This window comes from Pseudoalteromonas sp. PA2MD11 (assembly GCF_017808125.1).
Lineage (GTDB): Bacteria > Pseudomonadota > Gammaproteobacteria > Enterobacterales > Alteromonadaceae > Pseudoalteromonas > Pseudoalteromonas simplex.
The window spans coordinates 208,558-230,577 of sequence record NZ_JADKNF010000001.1; the positions used below are offsets into that span (position 1 = coordinate 208,558).

The window sequence follows — 22,020 nt, forward strand, 5'->3', positions numbered from 1 at the left end:
CAAGGAATAATTACAATGAAACCGAGTTTTCAACTAGCAGCTGTTGCATGCGCACTTAGCCTTGCACTTGCAGGATGTTCACAATCAACCCCATCAACTAGCAGCACCGAAAGCGTGCAACAAAGCCAAACTGTTAAACAGTATGACGCTGAAACCTTTTTTGATACAACCTCAATCATGGGCAGCAGCTTTTCACCAAAAGGCGACAAAATACTCGTTAGCAGTGACGAAAGCGGTATTTATAGCCTATACGAAGTAGATATAAAAACCGCCAAAAAAACCCGCTTAACAGACTTTGAAGACAGTACGTATGCTGTGGCTTATTTCCCTAAAGATGAGCGCGTACTATTTACTAAAGACTCTGGCGGTAATGAGCGTTATCACATCTATGTTCGCGAAACAGACGGCACAGTTAAAGATCTTACGCCAGGTGAAGAAACCCGTGCAGGATTTGCAGGCTTCACAGAAGACGGTAAACACTTTTTTATAACCAGCAATCAGCGTGATGCTAAGTTTATGGACCTATATCGTGTTGATGCTAATAGCTATGAAGTAACGCCTGTTTATCAAAATACCATGGGACTAGATGTCGGTGCGATCAGCCCTGACGGCCGCTTTATTGCTTTATCGAAAAACAATTCGAACAAAGACAGCGATGTATTTATTCTCGATACGCGTAAAAAAACACTGAAACCAGAGCTTATCACCCGTCATGACGACGACGCTAAGTATGGTCCAGAAACCTTCTCAAGAGACAGTAAATCATTATATTACTCAACCGACGCCAAAGGTGAGTTTGCAGAAGTGTGGCGCTATGACTTAACGACCGGCGAGCACAGCCCTGCCCTCAAAGATGAGTGGGATGTGAGTTTTATCTACTTCTCTAAATCTGGTCGTTATCAAGTAAGCGGTGTTAATGCTGACGCAAGCACTAAAGTGTCGATAATTGATACCACCACAGGTAAAGGTATTGCCATGCCATCGCTGCCAGCTGGTAATTTACGTGGTGTGAACTTTTCAGCTGATGAAAAGACCATGGCGTTTTATTTAAATTCAGATACCTCACCAAGTAACCTATTTGTTTGGCAACTCGGAGAATCAAAAGCTAAACAGTTAACCAACACATTAAGTGATGCAATTAATCAAAATGACTTGGTTGAAAGCACAATTGTGCGCTTTAAAAGCTTTGATGGTTTAGAAATCCCCGGGGTTTTATATAAGCCTAAGCAAGCTAACAGCAACAACAAAGTACCAGCTTTAGTTTGGGTGCACGGCGGTCCTGGCGGCCAAAGTCGTACAGGCTATAGTGCAATGCAGCAGCATTTAGTCAATCATGGTTATGCCATTTTTGCAGTTAATAACCGTGGCAGCTCAGGCTATGGTAAAACCTTCTTCCATTTAGATGATAAAAAGCATGGCACTGACGATTTACAAGATATTGTTTACGGTAAAAAACACCTGCAAAGCCTAGATTGGGTTGATGCTGATAAAATTGGCATCATGGGGGGCAGCTATGGTGGCTTTATGACCGCCGCCGCACTTGCCTTTGAACCTGAAGAGTTCAAAGTAGGCATTAATATATTTGGTGTAACAAACTGGGTTAGAACCTTAAACTCGATTCCACCATGGTGGGAAAGCTTTAAAAAGGCACTGTATGATGAAATGGGCGACCCCGCGACAGACGGTGAACGTCACCGTGCCATTTCGCCACTATTTCATGCTAAAAACATCACCAAGCCATTAATGGTGATCCAAGGTGCTAACGACCCACGCGTTTTACAAGTTGAAAGCGATGAACTTGTTGCCGCTGTAAAGGCAAATGGTGTGCCTGTCGAATATGTATTATTTGATGATGAAGGCCATGGTTTTACTAAAAAAGAAAACCGCATAAAAGCCTCAAATGCATACCTTGAGTTTTTAAATACCTACTTAGATAAATAGCAAAATTGCAAAGCTAAAGAGCCGGTATTATGCCGGCTTTTTTATGCAAAACACCTGTATAGAATCAAAATTTAGCAGTTTACACAGTACTGTATAAAACACTGTATGGATTTAATGGTAAATTTTTCACCTTTCCCCACCTTCAAAATAAAACCATAAGCAACTGTTTAATAACAATTAAATAATTTTATCTAAAATAAAACTGAATCATTGGTTAAAAAATAGCAAAAAAGTACTTGCGCAAAAACACTGTATAAACTACTGTATACACATACTGTATAAACAACCAGTGAGTGAAAGTTATGTTACAGCCAATTACCTTAAGAACAGTTAAAAGCTACCAACAAGATAACGACAAAGCGTCTGTTAATTTAATTCAAATTGAAGACGAAATTTCAGCAACCTTTGAGCTATTAAAAGTATTGCATCATTACAATAGCCAAAATGCATGGACACTACTAATTGCTCCTGATCATGTTCCTAGTAAAGCATTATTAGATTCGTGTTCGATTGATACCAGTAAACTACTTGTGATCAGACAAAAACATTTAGTTAATCTTGAGTACGTTCTTAGTTCAGCATTACATAACGGTAATTTTGCTGCAGTGATCACATGGACAGATATCGTAAACAATCATCAACTTGATTCGATGAACTTAAACCTTGAGCAGGCATCTGCTAAGTTTTATTGTTTTACAAAAAGCGCTCAATTAAACAATTTAGTACCGCAGCCACAATAGGCTTGTTAAAATAACAATTTATAGTTTTAGGTAAGTTGTTATGACATCACTCACACACTCCCTTTGTCCTTGTGGCAGCGAATTGACTTACGAGCTTTGCTGCCAACCTTTTCATATAGGTGCAAGCCAAGCTGATACGCCAGAGCAACTTATGCGTTCTCGTTTTAGTGCATACGCGCTCAAAGATGCGAAATATGTATTTAGTACCTATGCACAAAGCCAACAAGCCGCTAACCCTGTTCGAGAAATTAAAGATTTTGCTAATAGCTGCCGATTTACCAAACTCAGTGTTTTAGATACTGAACATAACGAGCAAGAAGGTTTTGTAGAATTTAAAGCTAATTACTTTTACCAAAACTTGTATTGTGAGTTACACGAGAAGTCGCGTTTTATTAAAGAAGATGGCCTATGGCGTTACCTAGATGGTGATATAACGCCAGTTGCAGATATTAAAATTGGCCGTAACGACGAGTGCCCTTGTGGGAGCGGCAAAAAATATAAAAAGTGTCACGCTCTTTAGTTATCATTAACCTGGTAAATCCAGTCTAAAGCTTGGGTAATCGTTGTTGGGAATGCGGTTGCATGGCGTGCCTGAGGGATAACAAATAAATTTGTTGTAACCAGCGCGCCGCTTTGTTTATTAATTTTAGCTGCTAATTGCCTTGCGCCCGACACCATTTTTTCACCTTCACTTTCTTCAAGTTCTCCGATACCAATGTACACTTTAGTTGCTTTACCTGCAGGTACGACAGGCAAAGCTAACAGGCTGCGCTGCTTAAACCACACTGAAGGACTGCCGATAATATAATTTGAAAAAAGCGAAGGCTCAGTGAATAAGGTATAAGCCGCAAATAAGCCGCCAAGTGAGTTACCGACTAACGTACCTTTTTGGTTAGTTCTGTAGTGAGCCTTAATGTATGGTAATACAGAGTGTTTTAAATAGTTTAGATACTGACTTGCTCCGCCTGTTTTACGCTGCCAATTTTTATCTTCAAATGGCGTATAGTCATAAATACGGCTATTGAGCCCAGATACACCTTTTTGATATCCAAGTGCAACGATAATTACCTCCTCTATAGCCCCCGAATTCATCATAAAGCGACTAGCACCAGAGGCAATTGGCAAACTATAAATTGCATCTAGCAGATAAACAACTGGGTAGCGCTTCTGGTTTTGCTTTTGGTAGCTGCGTGGCAATTTAATCGTAATGGGGTATTCGTTTTCGGCATGTTTATCTTTAAGTAACACAGTATTAGTATGTGGCAAAGTAAACGGTTCAGCATAGCTTACAGAGCTCACACCCAAAACACTGATCACAAAAACGAGCAATATATAAGGCATAGTTAATCCTTTAACCACTTCTTAATTGGTAACAGCCACTCACCTTTTGGTTTATAAAATGCGCCATGGGAGAGCCCTGTATTAATGCTTATTTCTTCGAACTTGGTTACGTCACTTCTATCAATTAAAAATTGGCAAGAACCAACCTGATCTGAGCGCTCAAAGATAGAATACACCTTGCCATAAGCCTTAACTGATGTGTGATTTTTTATGAGGCCTGCACAACCTGCCAATATAATTAAGTTAATATGTGTACGTTTAAGTTCATTGGCCGCTAGGATCGACAATGCCCCGCCCCGTGAAAAACCAACCAAACTAATGTTCGACTCCGCAACACCGGCACTGATCAATGCTTCCACATCTGCAGCGAGCTTTTTCGCAAACGTAAATGGCTCAGTACCTTTTGGTCTGTGATAGGCAATTAAATGATAGCTCTCATCTGCCAGTGCTTCTTTTACTGCAATAAAGTCATAAACACCAAAGGTTTTGTGAACAGGCTTAGGGTTTGTCCCTTCGACGATAAAACCATGTGAATAAAAAACATAGTGACCATGCGGATCAATCTCTGTTGGAAACTGGCTGTAAATAGTGCCAGCGCAAACAGGCAAAACCCAGCATGCACAGAGTAAAAGTACGGTACGTATCACAAGCATTCCTTTAAAAAATCACATTACACCTAATAGATGATAATAACACCTTAAAAAGTAATATCTTAGCAAACAACTAAACCCTACTCTCAGTAATTTTAATTAAATATCAAATTACTAATCACAAGCTGTATCACGATTTAAACTGCAAGTTTCAACTTGAGGTAAATTCATGGAATTTCATAGTTAAACTACAAAAAACCTTATGACAACGCTGTTAATTATTTATAAAAAGGCATATTGTAAAAAAGCAGTTAAAATAACTGCAGACTTTAGACGTCTAGACGTTGAAAAAATAAATTCTAAGGCGTAGTATGTTCGTAATCTGAGTTAGACTCACATTTTCCATGAGATTTTTTAAAGATGATTGATATAAAGCACCTAAAAACCATAGCGACCCTTAAAGAAACAGGCTCTTTGGTCAATACCGCCCGTGAGTTGTTTTTAACTCAATCGGCTTTATCGCATCAAATTAAAGATCTCGAGAATAAGTTAGATTGCCAGCTGTTCGAACGTAAAACACAGCCTGTGCGTTTTACTCCGCAAGGTATGCTACTTCTGGAGCTTGCTAATGAAGTATTACCTCGTGTTGAGGCAACAAAATGTCGGTTAAAAGAAAGCCTTAACCAGCCAATCTCAAATTTACGTTTAAGCGTTGAGTGTCATGCCTGCTTTCATTGGTTGCTCCCAACCATCAAAGAATTTAATAATTTTTGGCCTGATATTAAAATTGATTACGAGCGCGGCTTTAGTTACGACGCCATTCCAGATTTAATTAATGATGAATTAGATCTAGTGCTGACTTCTGATATTCGTGAACCCGATCAGCTTGAGTATGCTCACCTATTTGATTTTAAATTAAAGCTGATAGTCGCACCGGATCATGAGTTGGCAAAAAAAGCCTATGTCACCGCCCTTGATTTAAAAAACGAAACAATTATTTCGTACCCTATCCCCCGTGAGCGCCAAGACATATTTAAACATTTTATTCAAAATGCACGCTTTGATGGCACGCTTAAAACGGTTGACCAAGGCTTATTGATATTTCAATTAGTGAGTGCAGGTATGGGGGTTGCAGCATTACCTGACTGGCTAGTCACTCCTTATGAAAGCCAAGGACTCATTAAGTCTATTCCGTTAGGTGCACTAGGCCTTACTCGCCCTATGTATTTAGCGATGAAAAAGAATATGAAAGATAACCCAGTTTATCGTCACTTTTTAAATACGTGTAAGCAAAATAACGGTCGCTAAAGCAAGGCAAAATAACTAACATAGCTGCATCAATTACTAATAATAATGTTAATACCCAAACCACCTCAAGGTGCGAGTTTCAGTTGGAATTAAAAGCGATTTAGGCAAGGCATTGATTGCAAACAATAGTGGTTCTATGGTTAAAATCAATAACGCAGTATAATTCGCTTTTAAACCAACCCTTTGGGCGCTTCACAGGTGCTTACTCTCATCGTTGTTACTTCTTAAAAGGGGCTGCCATTTTTGCAAAGTAACGCCTTGATATTAAGGCACCTGTGAAACGCTGAATTCTGTACCTTGAGGAGGCTTGGGTATACATGTTTGAAATTAAAAAGATCATTGGCTCTTTATTAATGCCCTTGCCGTTGCTCGGGCTGCTTACTTTAGTGATGGTATTTTTAACCATTGCCCATAAACGCAAAGCACTCTATTTTGGCTTTGTTAGCATTTTAACTTTAATGCTGATAAGCACGCCATTTATTGGCCAGTCACTGATAGCTGCAAGCAATAACCCGGCATGGCAATTTAAGCAAGCAAAACACCCTAAACTCGATAATATTGTGGTACTTGGCTGCTCTATAATGCCAAACTCGCGCCTTCAAGCAAACCACCAGTTAGGCGATTGTGCGCTTGCTCGATTACTTGAAGGTGTTAAGCTTGCCCACCACTACCCAAATGCCACCCTCTATGTATCAGGAGGCGGTTTTGCCAATACTACCAATAGCCAGCTCATGTTTGAAACGGCAAAAGCGTTAGGTATTTCTGCAACGAGAATTAAACAAAACCCTCTCGCCATGGACACCGCAGAAGAAGCGAAACGACTTGCCATTTATTTAGTCGATAAAAAAACTGCCTTAGTCACCTCAGCGAGCCACATGCCACGTGCGAAAGACTTATTTAATGCACAAGGCATTGATGTGATACCAGCGGCAACCGACTTTCAAGATTTTAGTCAGTATCCAACGTACAAACAGTTTATACCTAACATTGCAGTACTTGTTGCAGTTACCAGAGTAGCGCATGAGAAAATTGGCAGTGCATGGGTGAGTGTGCGCCGCTGGATTGATCCAGAGGCGCTGTAGAACAATCAGACTGGATTGTCGATATCGATAAACGTTACATCAAAACCGTGCTGCTCAGCTAAAAGCTCGCCTAAGGCTTTAATGCCATAACGCTCAGTAGCATGGTGACCAGCTGCAAAAAAGTCGATACCTTGCTCGCGTGAACTATGAATCGTTTGCTCAGAAGCCTCACCTGTAAGATAAGCATCAATCCCTTGGGCAGCTGCTAAATCAATATACCCTTGTCCGCCACCTGTGCACCAAGCGATGGTTTCAATTTTCTCTTTTCTTACCAAACTAGCTAATGGTGCACGGTTAAGTACTTGGGTTATTTTGGCGCTAAATTCTTCACCACTTAAAGGTGTTTTTAAACGCCCTTTTACCGGCACACTATTTGGACCAGATTCAAGCCCACCTGTGAACTCAATATCGAGTAACTTAGCCAGTTGCGCGTTATTACCAACTTCAGGGTGTATATCTAGCGGTAAGTGATAGCCATATAAGTTAATATCATTATTTAAAAGTGCTGCAATACGGCGCTTTTTCATGCCCGTGATTGGCTGCGATTCCCCTTTCCAGAAATAGCCGTGATGTACCAAAATAGTATCTGCATTTTCTGCAATAGCGGCATCAATCAATGCTTGGCTAGCTGTGACACCCGTCACTATCTTTTTTACTTCGCTCGCACCTTCAACTTGTAAGCCATTTGGGCAAAAGTCAGCGATAGAATCAGGTTTAAGAATGTCGTTTAATAATTGAGTAAATTGTTTGCGTTGCATATAAAAATCGTCCTTCAACCCTCTATTTTGTGCAAATTTTGGCGTTTATGAGTGAAAAATGGAAGGAAAATCGCAAAAAATTGAAAAGTAAGCTGAAAATAGGTATAAATATATATTCTTAATCTGTGTTTACAACGTATAGGGTCTCTGATGAGCAAACTAGACAAAACAGAAGTGTTAAATGCCTTCGAAGCAGCATACGAAGCAGCGAATGGTAAGAAACCTGAAATCACAACAAAACCTGGTTGGTATAGCATCGACGGTGGCAAAAATATGCGCCTTGCTGATGTTGCAGCGCTGACTGAAGAGCTCACTTCTGGTAAAACAGCTGAGCCTAAAGCAGAAGAAGCACCTAAAGCACCAGCGAAAAAAACCAAAACTAAAACCGCTGCACCGGCTAAAACAGCTAAGAAAGCATCGTTCACTGTTGTTACAGCAAACGATGACGGTTACAAAGCTGAAGAGCTTTGGATTGTTAACCTAGCTGAAAAAGACCACGATTGTCGTTTACCGCGTGGTGTTGTGTAATCAAATTACACTTAGCAATTTTAAAAACCGCTACTCGTTAGCGGTTTTTTTATTGCTGTTCATTTGGCTAGTTATAATCCATTGGCTAAAATAGCCAAACAACACAATAAATACGGTGCCAATTAATACAGGCATCACTAAGAAGTCCCAACTTTGCATAGATTGCATTATCAAAATTGGGTTTGCGCCTGCAGCAGGATGTACTGTGTCCGTCAACATCATTAGGCTAATTGCCAACCCTGTGGCTATAGCAATGCCAACAGGCCCTACTCCGACATAATTTACAAATACGACACCGATTAGTGCAGTTAAAAAGTGCCCACCGATAACATTCTTCGCTTTCGCAAGCGGACTATGTGGCACACCAAATACCAACACCGCAGTTGCTCCAAATGGGGCCATCAACCACACACCAAAACTTCCTAATTGCTGTAAATAGGCCAACACAAAAATTGCCATACAAGCAAATATACCCGCAATGGCCGCCTTGCTTACTTTATTCTCCATAAAACCTCCAATAGGTAGACCGACTTGTCTACCTAGCAAATAGTAGACAAGTCGGTCTACTTCTGTCAAGCTGTCATTAGTCACCCAATGAGGCCATGTTATGGATAAACGAACACATATTATTTTGACCGCCCTGTCACTTTTTTATCAAAAAGGCATTCATAGTGTGGGAATAAACGAAATTATTAGTGCGGCGGGTGTCGCCAAAAAAACCATGTACCACCATTTCACAAGTAAAGATGAATTGTTACTCGCGTGCCTTAGTGAGCGCCATACCCGATTTTTAAATTGGTTAACGCAAGCCACCAGCAAGCTAACCACTGTTGAAGAGTTTAAAGTCGCTTTGATCAGCTGCCATGAAGCTTGGTTTAACTCTGAAGTGACTGAGTTAGGTGATTTTAATGGCTGTTTATTTATTAACACTGCCGCTGAGTTTGCTGATCCTGCAAGCCCGATAAATCAAGCCTGCAAAGAGCATAAAATGGCAGTACAGCAGTTAATTAAACAGCGTCTATCAGCGTGTGAAAACATGGAAAGCTCGCAGCTCGACTCACACAGCCACTATTTAATGACGCTGGTAGAGGGCATGATCTGCCAAGCAAAACTAGTAGGAATTAAACAGTTTCCTTATTTAAAGCAATAAATAAACAATAAAAAAGCGGCACAATGGCCGCTTTCAGTTTAGATTTTTGCTATGTTAGATTTTTTCAAAATATAGCTTTTCGCGTTTTTTCTCACCCACTTCGTTCATGGTTGCAGCATCAAATAAACGACCATTGATCATGGTGTAATCGATTTTATCTGTATCACGAATGTTAGTTAGCGGGTTACCGTCAATAACAATTAAATCGGCAAGTTTACCCGGCTCAAGAGAACCGATGTTGGTATCAAGGCCAATGTATTTAGCAGGATCTAAGGTTGCTGCACGAATTGCTTCAAGTGGTGTCATACCACCTTGCGCAAACATCCAAATCTCCCAATGTGCCGCTAAACCTTCACGTTGACCGTGAGCACCTAGGTTTACTAAAACACCTAAGTCTTGCAGCTCTTTAGCAACACGGGCATTGTTAAAGTGGTTATAGTGATGATCGGGCGCCTTAACACGACGCATTGAACGAGGTAAAAGCTGATTCTTTGGTACAAACTTACTTAAGCGTGGGTGATTCCACACATCTGTCTTGTCGTACCAATAATTTTCACCCCAAATACCACCGTAAGCTACACCGAGTGTCGGCGTATAACCCACATCGCTTTGAGACCAAAGCTGGCGAATATCATCGTAAATATTGGCAACAGGAATTGAGTGTTCAATACCCGTATGACCATCAACTACCATAGTTAAGTTGTGCTGCAGTAATGAACCGCCTTCAGGCACGACCATCATTTCAAGTTCACGACCTGCTTCAATAACTTGTTGGCGCTGTTCACGACGAGGTTGGTTATATGATTTAACACTAAACGCACCTACTTTCTTTAAACGCTCAAGATGGAATTTAGCATCTTCTAACGAGTCAATATGCGATGTATAACCTGGCATATTTGCACCATATAAAATGGTACCCGTTGAGAAAATACGAGGGCCGACAATCATGCCTGCTTTTTGCATTTCACTTGCAGCAAAAATCTCTGTGGTGTCGTTTGATGGATCGTGAATCGTTGTCACGCCTAACGCTAAACCCGCTAAGTTCTTCCAGTTTTGCTGTGGAATGATCTCATCGCTGCCTTGCGAGCCGTGCGCATGTGCATCAACAATACCCGGCATAATTGTCTTCCCAGTTACATCAATTACTTCTGCACCTTTAGGAATAGCAACACTGTCTTTACTACCAACTGCTTTAATATGCTTACCATCAGTAACAATAACGCCGTTTTCAATAACCTGCTCACCGTTCATGGTGATAATACGCGCACCAGTTAACGCAAAGATTGATTTAGGCTCCGCCATGGTTTTTGTAAAACCGATGTTGTCGCCGCTTTTAACTTTAAAGTCAGTCTCTGCATTTTGGTTAATATCAAATAAACCGGCTAGGCTGGCATGATATAACTCTGGGCCTAAGCTCCAATAAAGTTTATCGCTTGTGCCACTCCAACTGATGTTTTCACCCGCGCGAACAGAAAGCTGCTCAATTGGGAATTGGCTATCTTTCGGGCCAATATTAATGGTTTTGCCACGCTCAACAAATGGCGTAACAAATACTTTAAAACGCTCTGCAAACGCTAAGTATTGGCCATCTGGTGATACTCTAAACTCTGTAGCATGTTCTGACTCGTAAAGTTTACGAACTTGCTTTGATTCAAGCTCAACAACACTTAATGTTGGTTTCGGCCAAGGGCTCATCACATAAATGCGGTCATTCGCTGCACCAAATTGCGGCTGATAGCCTGATTTAGTGATTAGCGTCGCTTTACCGCCTTTAGCACTTACTGAGTAAATGCCTGGCTCTAATGACCATGTTGGGTTAAGGATACTACCGCCAGACGCTTTACGGTAAACAACTGTTTTGCCATCAGGGCTGAAAGTTGGCTCTACATATTTACCCGGCTCTTTAGTAATGGTATCGCCACGGCCACTGCGCGCAGATACTACACGTACTGAGCCCTGTTCGTTATCATCCCATGTGGTATAAACAATCTTCTTACCATCACGAGAGAACTGCGGGAATAATTCAAAGTGGTCGTCTTGCTTAGTCAGGCGCTTCACTTTGCCAGACTCTAAATCACGTTTATAAATATGACCTAGCGCTTCAAATATAGCCGTTTCACCATCCGGTGAAATTTGTACATTGCGCAGCATTTTCACATCAAAATTATCGCTATCAATGTTTTGTGTAAAACGCACGGCTTTTTGAATTTGCTTATTGGTCTCAACTTTAAATGGAATAGTCGAGACAGACTTATCATCCACATCTAGCTTATGAATGGTACCACCCGCCCAAAAGACCAGTTGTTCGTTATCTGGTGTCCAAGCAATTGTTGGGTATACGCCATGAATTGCCCATGTCTCTTGCATATCACGCTCAAGCTCGCCATACAGCTTAGTATGCTCACCGGTGTGAAGATCATATAAGTACAAGCTTGTTTGGAAATCATCGCGCTTAATATACGCAAGCTTTTTACCATCTGGTGAAGGTGTTGGTCGAATAGCCCCACCCATGCCATCAATAATTGTTTCAATCTCGCCAGTTTCACGGTCATAGCGTTTAATTTTATAAATACCCGCTACAGAATCTTTAGAGTAATGGAATGTTTTACCCGGCGTTGCATCATGCGAGAAATAAACATAACGACCATCCGGTGAGAACATTGGTTCGCCTAAGTCTTTTTGGTCGTTCTCACGTGCAGTTAGTTGCACACCTTTACCACCCGCTTTGTGGTAAAGCCATACTTCACCAGCCCCTAGAGAGCGGCTTGCAGTAAAGTGCTTACGTGCAACTAAGTAGTCACCATCTGGGCTCCAAGCTGGGCTGTTTAACAAACGAAATGTTTCGTTCGTTACGGCTTTTTGGTTTTCACCATTTAAATCCATAACCCAAATGTTATCGCCACCTCCTTGGTCTGAAGTAAACGCAATGTGCTTACCATCAGGGCTAAAGCGTGGTTGCATTTGCCATGCAATATCACTGGTTAATTGAGTTGCAGTGCCACCTGACATTGGCATGGTATAAATATCGCCGAGTAGGTCAAACACCACTGTTTTACCATCAGGGCTAATATCTACGTTCATCCACGTGCCCTGCTCAACACTAATTTTAGCGTCTAGGAATTGGCCTTTTGGTGCGTCCACCTGCCATTTGTCGTCATTTGATTGCTCAGCTGCCGCCACTTGCCCAGTTAGAGCAAGTGAAATCGATACAGCGAGCGCTGTATGAAGCATTTTCTTCATTGAAATCTCACTTTTTATTGTTTTGCTTATATGCACACTTTTAAGATTGCACCAAATAGCATAGCAAGATTCCAGTGATTCGTGTTAAACAGACGTAAATAGTCGACTAATGCCACGCAATCGGATCAAACTGATAAAAGCCAACCAGTAAATGATAAATTTCTGGGTCAAACTGCCTGAGCTCAGCGGGTTTTTCTAAAAAGGTTTCGGTGATAACAGCAAAAAACTCTGCCTCATTAGTCGCGCCATAGCTATGAATAACATGAGGCATGCCATAAGCTAAATGGGTTTTAAGTTGATTAAAGGCGCGGCTAAATACTTTTGCCCACTTTTGGTAATCCTCGTTACTCGAAAGCAATGGCGTGCCTGTGGTTTGGCCGGTTTCTTGGTCGAGCTGATGAGCAAATTCATGAAATACTAAATTATGACCATCACTTGGTAAGCGATTCCCTTCAAGGACATCATGCCAACTCAATACCAGCGTTCCGCCTGGCCATGATTCACCTTGACGCACGGTATTGTGATAACTAACAAGTCCGGCATTATCGCGGGAAGTTTGCGGGGCATAATACGCGCTTGGATATAACAGGATCTCTTGTACATTACGATACAATGGCCACGGTTTATTAAGCACTAAAACACAGGCATCGGCTGCCACAATCAGCTTCATTGCATCATTAAGCTTAAGACCATCACAACCGATAAAGCGTTTTTCATTTAAAAACCAAACGATGTGACGCTCCAACTTTTCACGATCGGCATCCGTCATCTTTCGGTAGATAGGCATATATTTTAACAGCAGATTTTTTTGCTGAACATTGAGGGAGTTATTAAGGTATTTTTTCTGCCAAAAGTGATTACGGATATCGTCCCAGCGCCAGTAACACACAACAAAAATTATTAAAAAAAGTATCAAAACCAGGTTAAGCATTACTATCGCCTAAAAAACAATCTTGATACTTTAATGTGTGCAAACAAAAAAAGATCAATTGTTTACACACATTTTTATTTGAAAAGCTGATTAATCGAGCGTAATACAGCCTTGATTATAAATAAAAATTTGGTTCCGGCCGTTATTCTTTGCATTGTATAAAGCGTTGTCGGCGTGTGATAGCAAGCGGTCGTAGTCTGCAACTTGCGCGTTATCTGCCACACCAAAACTTACCGTTACAGAAAGGCTATCTGCTAATTCTGAGAAATCGTAACCCGCTATCTCTAAACGGATAATTTCACACAATCTTGCGGCCTCTTCAGCGTTTTTGTATGGAAACAACAAGGTAAATTCTTCACCGCCCCAACGCGCCGCATAACCTTCATCAGGGAAGTTCATGCGCAGTAAACGAGCTATTTCACAAATCACTTTATCACCAATTAAGTGCGAGAAATTATCATTAATGAGTTTGAAGTGATCAATATCCATAATGGCAATACTAAGCGTTTTATTATCACGTTGGAACTGACTAAAGTTTTCAGACAACCATATATCAAAGGCACGTCTATTCGGTAATTGCGTTAATTGGTCATGATTAGCTAAATGAGCAAAGGCATCGGCTTGCGTTTGCAAATCATGCATTTGCTGTTCAACTTTTTCAGTTAACTCAATTTCAATGCGCTTGTAATGATATAAGCGGTATTTATAAATGGCATAAGCAGCAAAAAGCACTGCAACTATGATAAATAATTTAAAGCTGGTTTTCTGCCAAAAATAAGGGGCTATTTTAAACCGCAATACTTGTTCATTATCTTGCCAATCACTATTTGGATACCCTGCGCGCACTTTAAAGGTATAGTTACCCGGTGGTAAATTAGTGTATTCGGTAATGGCCAAGCGCCCCCGGTCTACCCATTGTTGATTGTAACCACTTAATTGCGTTTGGTAGTTTAAACGCCCGGGCATAATAAAACTAAGCCCAGCGTAATTAAACGAAACACGAGAAACACCCGCAGGCAAGCTCAACACCTCATTTCCAACGGGTAAAGTCATGGGTTTGCCATCGACTTCGAAGCTTTCAATAACCGTCGATAGTCGGCGTTTACTGGCTTCTTTTAAACGCTCTGGTGTCGCGATAGCAACGCCTTTTGCTGTGGCAACCCATACTTGTCCATCTGAATGAAGTACAGCAGCAGGGTTTGAACCACCATTAGCTTGCGCGCTAAGCATGCCATCGCCTTCATCATAAAGCTGCATAGAAACACTCATTGGCTGAACTTTTTCAGGGTTGTCTAAAAGTGCAACTAACTGAGCTTTATTGACTTGAATAACACCGCGGTTACTAGTCAGCCACAATGAATCACCTTGTTCAATGACTTGGAACAGCTTATCAACCGGTAAACCTTGATCTCGACCAAATAAGCTCATTTTATCTGTACTGAGATTGTAACGAACGAGACCTCTATCGGTTGCAAGCCACATTTTATCGCCATCTAAGTAAAAGCCGAATGCATACTCAGTGCTGAACTGCGTTGGAAACTCAAGTGTTTTAAATTGCTTTGTCGCTGGGTCAAAAATGGACACACCGACGCCCGTGCCAACCCATAATCTACCATGGTCATCCTCGACAAGGGCCATTATGAAATCACCGGCTAGGCCATCCTCCGTGGTAAACGAATGAATTTGCCCTGCTGGGTCTATCTTGGTTAAGCCTGCAGCGGTACCAACCCATAGATTATCAAAAGCATCAAACAACACAGCGCGAACTTCGTTACTGATCAGGCCATTACTGCGGTTTTTTACTGGGTAAATTTGCCCATTAACCACTTTCATTAAACCGGCAGTATAAGTGCCTAGCCAGACTCCGCCCAGCTTATCTTCGGTTAAACTTAAAACGGATAGTGGGTCTTTTTCATAGGCTTGAGTAAGGGTTGTGAGCTTGCCATTTTCAATACGATTTAAGCCATTACTACTGCCCACCCATAAGCTGCCATCAGAATGCGATAACACGGTACGCACATAATCAGATGCAAGCCCACGACTTTGGCTCCAATTCGTAAATGGTGCTTCGCGCAGGCGGAATAACCCGGCATTCGTGCCAACCCAAATACTTTTTTCCCGATCGAGCAATAAGGATAAAATACGGTTGTTGGGTAAGCCATCATCTGCCGCTAAGTTTTCAAGGCCTAAACTGCTAAGTCTAAATACCCCTTTATTGATGGTGCCAAACCACAAATCGCCTTGTGCATCTTCGAGTAAACTAGCAATTGATTCGTTATTAAGGACGGGATTAATAGCAACAAACTTATTATTTTTCTTTTGCCATGCCCCTTTTTCAGTGCCGACAATTAAAGTGCCTGACTCCGTTAGTAACAAGGTAAACACAGAAGCATTTGGAAGCCCTGAGTCTTCATTGATCTTACTAACTTGCTTATTCTCAATTTGATAAAGACCATCACTGGTCGCAGCCCAAATCACGCCTGTTTTGTCTTGTAAAAGGCGGTAGGCACTTAACTTATCAAGCAGTTTTTGCTCAGTGGCAGTTTCAGAAGCGCGGTATACAATACCTTGCCCTTCAAGTGCCAACCAAAGCTCACCTTGTTCAGTAACAAGTGCATGATTAACCATGGCTGATGAGCTTGGTAATGCGCGCCACCCTCCTTGTGAGCGAAGCGCAATGCCACCACGGGCACCCACGATATATAAATCGCCATTTTCCATTGCAATAAGGCTACGTAGGCCAGAATCAGGTAAGCCAGGTATTTCTGTTCGAGTAAAGAGTTTAAACTCGCGACCATTAAAACGGGCAAGCCCTTCCCAAGTTGCTATCCATATGTAACCATCTTTGGTTTGCGCTACACCATTTATACTATTGTGAGGAAGGCCGGCGCGAGTACTCCAAGTCTCTGTAAAATAGTCACTTAAAGAGAGGCGTGCAGATTCTGCAACTGCGCTGAAACATAAAAAAAGGAAAATACAACTAACTACCCGCACCATTAAACTAAAACCCTGATATTTATTATCGTTCTATTCAGTGATGTAGTTATGCGAAGTAAAGTCATCCCTAACTTCAGATAATACTACATTAGTTGCAATTTTTACTTACTTCGATAACATTTAGCAAGAATCAATTACAGAAATTAGTAATTTTTTCTTGCAGTATTTTCACAAATCTTGCTACATGCAGGCCATCCATCAAAGCATGATGCACATCGATTGAAAGCGGCATCTTGCCAGTTTGTACGTCATATTGGCCAAACACAAACTTGGGTATACCTAGACCATGCCCTTCACTCACCGCATGCGAGAAGCCGGTAAAATTAAGCCATGGGAGCACTGAGATATGAATAAGATCAGGCTGCCCTTCTGTTGCAGCAAATGCATCAGAGAAAAATGGTTTTGCTTTACTTGTTATACCCACAGCAATCGCGTGCTTTGAAAAATCTTCCATCGACGCTTGTTTTTCAAAATAACTAAAACGAAAAGTTTCATCTTCTGCAAGCTCTACCACACTGCCTCTTACAGATGACAGTTGTACGGGCAACAAATCAATAATACGTTGACGCATTGGTGCATAGTCATGACATGCTTCAAGTGTTAGGTAAACATAGCTGTGAAAGAACGAATACGGTTCTGCTTTGCACTTGTTATATAGAGCCGCCATATCGAGTGAAACACATACATTAAAATATGGCAGAGAAAATTCTTTGAAAAAAGCGAAATGCTGCTTACGAGGCCAAGTATCAAGATTGATTGGGGTTATTTCACAAGGCTGAGTTTTCATTAGGCGTCCTCGAGATTTAAAAACCGAGTGTACCGAGATAGTTAGCCTTCGTCATTTTGTTGCGATAAATAACAGAGACAAAAAAGGTGCGACTTGCGCACCTTTTTACCTGTAAATTTATCGATTTACTAAATTATAAGCCGTTTTCGATGATTTCTAATGCGAGTTCATCGGCAATTAAATGCGTCGACTTTTGCTCTTTTTCAGAGCGAGCAAAGATTTCTGTTAGCGTATCAAAAATGCCTTCAACGTGCTTCGTTGATGCTTCTGCACTATAACCTGCTGGTGCAGTTTCGTAATAAACGTTGATGATACCACCTGCGTTAATGACGTAATCTGGTGCGTATAAAATACCTTTTTCGCGGATGATCTCACCGTGACGAGACTCTGCTAATTGGTTATTCGCACAACCTGCAATAATTGTTGCTTTTAAACGCGGGATAGTCGTGTCATTCACCGTTGCGCCAAGTGCACATGGTGCATACACATCAACATCTAAGTCGTAGATTTCATCAATACCCACAGCCGTTGCATTGAAGTCATTTACAACACGCTCAACAGCTTGTTCGTTGATATCTGTTACAAATAATGTTGCGCCCGCTTCATGTAGGTGTTTACAAAGGCCATATGCTACTGCACCTAAACCTTGCACCGCTACTTTGATACCAGCAAGATCTTGATGACCTCGTTGATGTTGTAACGCCGCTTTAATACCTAAGAATGTACCATATGCTGTGAACGGTGAAGGGTTACCACTTTTACCTTCAAGGCCTAATACATAGTTAGTTTCTTTATTCATGATAGCCACATCATCACAAGTGATGTTTACATCTTCAGCTGAATAGTAGCTACCACTTAAACGCTCTAACTGACGACCAAATGCACGGAAAAGTTGCTCTGATTTAATTTCTTTAGCATTACCGATGATCACTGACTTACCGCCACCAAATGGTAAACGTGCCACAGCATTTTTGTAGGTCATACCTTTTGATAAGCGAAGTGCATCAGTAACAGCATCTTCATCAGTTGTGTAGTCCCACATTCTGCAACCACCAACCGCTGGACCTAACTTGGTATTGTGAACCGCGATAATAGCTTTTAGGCCTGATTCTTTATCTGAACAAAACACCACTTGCTCGTGGTTATCAAAGTCGACTTTATTAAATACAGCCACAGTTAAATACTCCGAAATTTTCTTACCCTAAAGGGGTGTGAGCGCTGAAAGTGCCGAGACTTTATCACTTCGTATGCTCCCTTACCACTAAATGAGATGATAAAACTAAGCAAAGTTCTCAGGCCGAAATAACAACTCAAAAACTAACACTTTATGGAAAAAATATACCAGTCAACGTACGCATTAAGCATTGTTAATTCAAAACAAAATATTAACATCGCCAACTTTATTACGTGAACGTAAAGGTAAGTATAGCGTAAAGAAAAAATGACAAAAAAATTATGCCGATAAAGCCAAGTAAAATCAGCTTTTAAAGAGATGTTAGAGAAATAGCTGAGACTGGTCAGAGCTGAAAAAAAACGGCGCAGGTGCGCCGTTTTATGAAAAGAGTTTCAAGATAGTTACTTTAATTTGCCATCAAGTTCTTCGATTTTTGCTTTCCAAATAGCAGGGCCTTGCGTATGCGCATTGGCACCTTCACTATCAACAGCAACGGTTACTGGCATATCTTCTACTTCAAACTCGTAGATTGCTTCCATACCTAAATCTTCGAACGCAACAACACGTGCTTTCTTGATTGCTTTAGATACAAGGTAAGCTGCACCACCTACTGCCATTAAGTAGATAGATTTATTGTTTTTGATTGATTCTACTGTAGCAGGACCACGCTCTGCTTTACCAATCATACCGATGATGCCCGTTTTTTCTAACATCATATCAGTGAATTTATCCATACGAGTCGCAGTTGTAGGGCCAGCAGGACCTACCGCTTCATCACCCACTGCATCTACAGGGCCAACGTAGTAGATAAACTTGTTATCAAAATCAACGCCTTCAGGTAAACCTTCACCTGATTGGATCATATCTTGTAAACGTTTATGCGCGGCATCACGACCCGTTAAGATAGTACCAGACAGAAGAACCGTTTCACCCATCTTCCATTCTTGCGTGTCTTCTTTAGTCAGTGTGTTTAAATCAACACGACGTGTACCTTCGCCTACTTCAAATGTAACTTCTGGCCAATCTTCAAGTTTAGGCGCTTTAAGATCGGCTGGGCCTGAACCATCTAATGTGAAGTGAACGTGACGCGTTGCTGCACAGTTCGGGATCATTACCACTGGTTTTGATGCTGCGTGAGTTGGTGCCGTTTTAACTTTCACATCAACTACGGTTGTTAAACCACCAAGACCTTGAGCACCAATACCTAACTTATTAGCACGTTCGAAGATATCGATACGCATTTTTTCTTCAGTTGTTTCAGCGCCGCGCTCAATCAGCTCGTGAATATCAACCGGATCCATTAATGACTCTTTAGCAAGTACCGCAGCTTTTTCTGCAGTACCACCAATACCTATACCTAGCATGCCAGGTGGACACCAGCCCGCACCCATGGTTGGTAATGTTTTTTCAACCCATGCAGCCACATCATCAGATGGGTTAAGCATAACCATTTTCGTTTTATTTTCTGAGCCGCCGCCCTTCGCTGCCACCATTACTTCTACTTCAGCGCCTGGCACTAAGTCGATATGAACAACTGATGGCGTGTTGTCTTTGGTGTTTTTACGCGTACCAGCAGGGTCTGCAACAATTGATGCACGTAATGGGTTATCTGGGTTTAAGTATGCGCGACGTGTACCTTCATCAACCATTTGCTGAACAGTCATGTCTGTTTTATCCCACTTAACATCCATACCTACTTTTACGAAACAAGTAATGATACCTGTATCTTGGCACAGTGGACGTTTACCTTCAGCAGACATACGAGAGTTAATTAAAATTTGCGCAATGGCATCTTTTGCCGCTTTGCTTTGCTCTTTGTTGTAAGCTTTTTCTAAGGCCTGTACGAAATCGAGAGGGTGATAAAAAGAAATGTATTGCAATGCATCTTCAATGCTATCAATGAAGTCTTGCTGACGAATTGTACTCATTACGGGTTCCTTAAGTTTTTATCGCGTAGCGCTGTACGTGATCCTGAGTAAACCGGTGACGAAGATTTACTCTACGGGTTAGTCATGGCATCACTATAAAGGAAATCATAACGCTGCCAATCAAATTTAACTTATGATACCCTCCTCGCCCGTTTCGGGCTAGTTATTCAGGGCAATGTAGATGATAAACGATGAAAATTTGTGCATAAAATTAGATTTAAGTGGTGATTGCATCGCGCTATTTAGTCATTTTGCTCATTTGCCCCATGCCGTGTTGCTCGATTCAGCCAATAGCGAACATGTGAATAGCCGCTTCGATATCATCGCTATTGCCCCTTTAAAGCAATTAGAAGTGCGTGAAAATACCTGCTTTGTCGACGGCAAAGCACAATCAAGTGATTGTTTTAGCTTGATGAAAGAAGGCCTTCAGGAATTTAATCACACAGCAAACGCTAATAACCTGCCTTTTACAGGTGGTTGGCTTGGCTATTTTGGTTATGATTTAGGTCGCGTGATTGAAAGCATGCCAACTACTGCCGAAAACGACATTAACATGCCGCAAATGGCTATTGGCCTTTATCCAGATGCCCTTATTTATGATAAGCAACAGCAAAGCTGGTTTTACGTCTGTCAGCCAAATCATAATCGCTTAGCGCTATACCAGCAGCACCTAAACGAAACACCAGCAAGTGCAGAATTCGCGCTACAAAGCGACTGGCAATCAAACATGAGTAAAGCCAGCTACAGCGAAAAGTTCGAGAAAATTCAAGCTTATTTAAAAAGTGGTGACTGCTATCAGATCAACCTTGCACAGCGTTTTAAAGCTGAGTTTTCTGGTTCAACATGGCAAGCCTATAAACAACTTCGAGAAGCGAATAAAGCACCGTTTTCAAGCTATATAAATCACCCTGATGGCGCTATTTTATCTATCTCCCCTGAGCGTTTTATTGCTATTAATCAGGGCCAAATAGAAACCAAGCCAATTAAAGGAACCCTCCCTCGTTTGGCTGACTCTGAACAAGACCAAGCGCAAGCAACCCGTTTACAACAATCTGAAAAAGACCGCGCAGAAAATGTCATGATTGTTGATCTGCTACGCAACGATTTAGGCAAAGTGGCTCGCCCAGGTAGCGTCACCGTTCCCTCGTTATTTGCCATTGAAAGCTTTCCGGCTGTGCATCATTTAGTAAGTACTGTGCGCGCAGAATTAGCGGATGGAAAAGATGCCGTTGACCAAATTCATGCCGCTTTCCCGGGTGGTTCAATTACCGGAGCGCCGAAGATTCGCGCTATGGAAATTATAGAAGAGCTCGAGCCGCATCGTCGTAGTGTGTACTGCGGCTCAATTGGCTACTTGAGTGCCTGTGGCAAGATGGATACCAGTATCACAATCCGTACTTTAGTGTGTCACAAAGGTGCAATCTATTGCTGGGCTGGCGGTGGTATTGTGGCTGATTCAAAGGTCGACTTGGAGTACCAAGAAACTTACGATAAAGTAAATAAAATACTGCCTTTATTAAAGTAA

Annotated in this window: 18 protein-coding genes; 8 read left to right on the forward strand and 10 right to left on the reverse strand. The window is 41.5% G+C overall.

The window, feature by feature from the left end; genetic code table 11:
* Positions 1 to 15 precede the first annotated feature (15 nt).
* The 3 genes from ISP07_RS00840 (at position 16) to ISP07_RS00850 (ending at position 3,201) form a co-directional block, all read left to right on the forward strand.
* Positions 16 to 1,941, forward strand: a complete 1,926-nt coding sequence (locus ISP07_RS00840; protein WP_194441617.1) for an alpha/beta hydrolase family protein — start codon at positions 16 to 18, stop codon at positions 1,939 to 1,941.
* Positions 1,942 to 2,243: 302 nt separating this feature from the next.
* On the forward strand, positions 2,244 to 2,681 hold the full coding sequence (locus ISP07_RS00845; RefSeq protein ID WP_054551944.1) for a SulA-like leucine-rich domain-containing protein: 438 nt from the start codon (positions 2,244 to 2,246) through the stop codon (positions 2,679 to 2,681).
* 40 nt (positions 2,682 to 2,721) lie between these two features.
* Complete coding sequence (locus ISP07_RS00850) at positions 2,722 to 3,201, forward strand: YchJ family protein (protein ID WP_209326508.1); 480 nt, start codon at positions 2,722 to 2,724, stop codon at positions 3,199 to 3,201.
* Here ISP07_RS00850 and ISP07_RS00855 read toward each other — a convergent pair.
* Both ISP07_RS00855 and ISP07_RS00860 read right to left on the reverse strand, forming a co-directional pair.
* On the reverse strand, positions 3,198 to 4,022 hold the full coding sequence (locus ISP07_RS00855) for an alpha/beta hydrolase (protein ID WP_209326509.1): 825 nt from the start codon (positions 4,020 to 4,022) through the stop codon (positions 3,198 to 3,200). The two genes, ISP07_RS00850 and ISP07_RS00855, sit on opposite strands and share 4 nt — an antisense overlap.
* Positions 4,023 to 4,024: 2 nt before the next feature.
* Positions 4,025 to 4,669 carry an alpha/beta hydrolase gene (locus ISP07_RS00860; RefSeq protein ID WP_324616080.1) on the reverse strand — a complete coding sequence of 215 codons (645 nt, stop codon included), beginning with the start codon at positions 4,667 to 4,669 and terminating at the stop codon, positions 4,025 to 4,027.
* A gap of 363 nt (positions 4,670 to 5,032) precedes the next feature.
* Between ISP07_RS00860 and ISP07_RS00865 the strand changes: the two genes are divergently transcribed.
* Both ISP07_RS00865 and ISP07_RS00870 read left to right on the forward strand, forming a co-directional pair.
* Complete coding sequence (locus ISP07_RS00865; protein WP_054551603.1) at positions 5,033 to 5,920, forward strand: LysR substrate-binding domain-containing protein; 888 nt, start codon at positions 5,033 to 5,035, stop codon at positions 5,918 to 5,920.
* Between the two features lie 317 nt (positions 5,921 to 6,237).
* Positions 6,238 to 7,002, forward strand: a complete 765-nt coding sequence (locus ISP07_RS00870) for a YdcF family protein (RefSeq protein WP_209326511.1) — start codon at positions 6,238 to 6,240, stop codon at positions 7,000 to 7,002.
* Positions 7,003 to 7,007: 5 nt separating this feature from the next.
* Here the strand turns inward: ISP07_RS00870 and ISP07_RS00875 are convergent, their stop codons facing one another.
* Positions 7,008 to 7,760 (reverse strand): Nif3-like dinuclear metal center hexameric protein, encoded by a 753-nt coding sequence (locus ISP07_RS00875; RefSeq protein WP_209326512.1) that lies wholly within the window; start codon positions 7,758 to 7,760, stop codon positions 7,008 to 7,010.
* A gap of 150 nt (positions 7,761 to 7,910) precedes the next feature.
* Here ISP07_RS00875 and ISP07_RS00880 point away from each other — a divergent pair, with 150 nt between their 5' ends.
* Complete coding sequence (locus ISP07_RS00880; protein WP_054561783.1) at positions 7,911 to 8,288, forward strand: hypothetical protein; 378 nt, start codon at positions 7,911 to 7,913, stop codon at positions 8,286 to 8,288.
* 30 nt (positions 8,289 to 8,318) lie between these two features.
* Here ISP07_RS00880 and ISP07_RS00885 read toward each other — a convergent pair whose 3' ends face one another.
* Positions 8,319 to 8,795: an HPP family protein gene (locus ISP07_RS00885; RefSeq protein WP_209326513.1), complete on the reverse strand. Its 477-nt coding sequence runs from the start codon at positions 8,793 to 8,795 to the stop codon at positions 8,319 to 8,321.
* 100 nt (positions 8,796 to 8,895) lie between these two features.
* On the opposite strand from ISP07_RS00885, the gene ISP07_RS00890 reads away from it, so the two are divergent.
* On the forward strand, positions 8,896 to 9,438 hold the full coding sequence (locus tag ISP07_RS00890) for a TetR/AcrR family transcriptional regulator (RefSeq protein WP_194441620.1): 543 nt from the start codon (positions 8,896 to 8,898) through the stop codon (positions 9,436 to 9,438).
* A 54-nt stretch (positions 9,439 to 9,492) separates the two neighbouring features.
* Here ISP07_RS00890 and ISP07_RS00895 read toward each other — a convergent pair whose 3' ends face one another.
* The 6 genes from ISP07_RS00895 to ISP07_RS00920 form a co-directional block, all read right to left on the reverse strand.
* Positions 9,493 to 12,678, reverse strand: coding sequence for an amidohydrolase family protein (locus ISP07_RS00895; RefSeq protein ID WP_209326514.1), 3,186 nt, complete (start codon positions 12,676 to 12,678; stop codon positions 9,493 to 9,495).
* A gap of 106 nt (positions 12,679 to 12,784) precedes the next feature.
* The gene (locus tag ISP07_RS00900; RefSeq protein WP_209326515.1) at positions 12,785 to 13,609 is read right to left on the reverse strand and encodes a M90 family metallopeptidase; all 825 of its coding nucleotides are present in this window, start codon (positions 13,607 to 13,609) and stop codon (positions 12,785 to 12,787) included.
* A gap of 90 nt (positions 13,610 to 13,699) precedes the next feature.
* A complete protein-coding gene (locus ISP07_RS00905; RefSeq protein ID WP_209326516.1) occupies positions 13,700 to 16,606 on the reverse strand; it encodes a ligand-binding sensor domain-containing diguanylate cyclase in 2,907 nt (968 codons plus the stop codon).
* A gap of 130 nt (positions 16,607 to 16,736) precedes the next feature.
* Positions 16,737 to 17,393 carry a CatA-like O-acetyltransferase gene (locus ISP07_RS00910; protein WP_228290469.1) on the reverse strand — a complete coding sequence of 219 codons (657 nt, stop codon included), beginning with the start codon at positions 17,391 to 17,393 and terminating at the stop codon, positions 16,737 to 16,739.
* 133 nt (positions 17,394 to 17,526) lie between these two features.
* Positions 17,527 to 18,567, reverse strand: a complete 1,041-nt coding sequence (locus tag ISP07_RS00915; protein ID WP_054551613.1) for a Leu/Phe/Val dehydrogenase — start codon at positions 18,565 to 18,567, stop codon at positions 17,527 to 17,529.
* A 401-nt stretch (positions 18,568 to 18,968) separates the two neighbouring features.
* Positions 18,969 to 20,495: a fumarate hydratase gene (locus tag ISP07_RS00920; protein ID WP_054551614.1), complete on the reverse strand. Its 1,527-nt coding sequence runs from the start codon at positions 20,493 to 20,495 to the stop codon at positions 18,969 to 18,971.
* A 181-nt stretch (positions 20,496 to 20,676) separates the two neighbouring features.
* Between ISP07_RS00920 and pabB the strand changes: the two genes are divergently transcribed.
* Entirely contained in the window at positions 20,677 to 22,020 is a 1,344-nt protein-coding gene (gene pabB / locus ISP07_RS00925; RefSeq protein ID WP_209326517.1) for an aminodeoxychorismate synthase component I, read from the forward strand.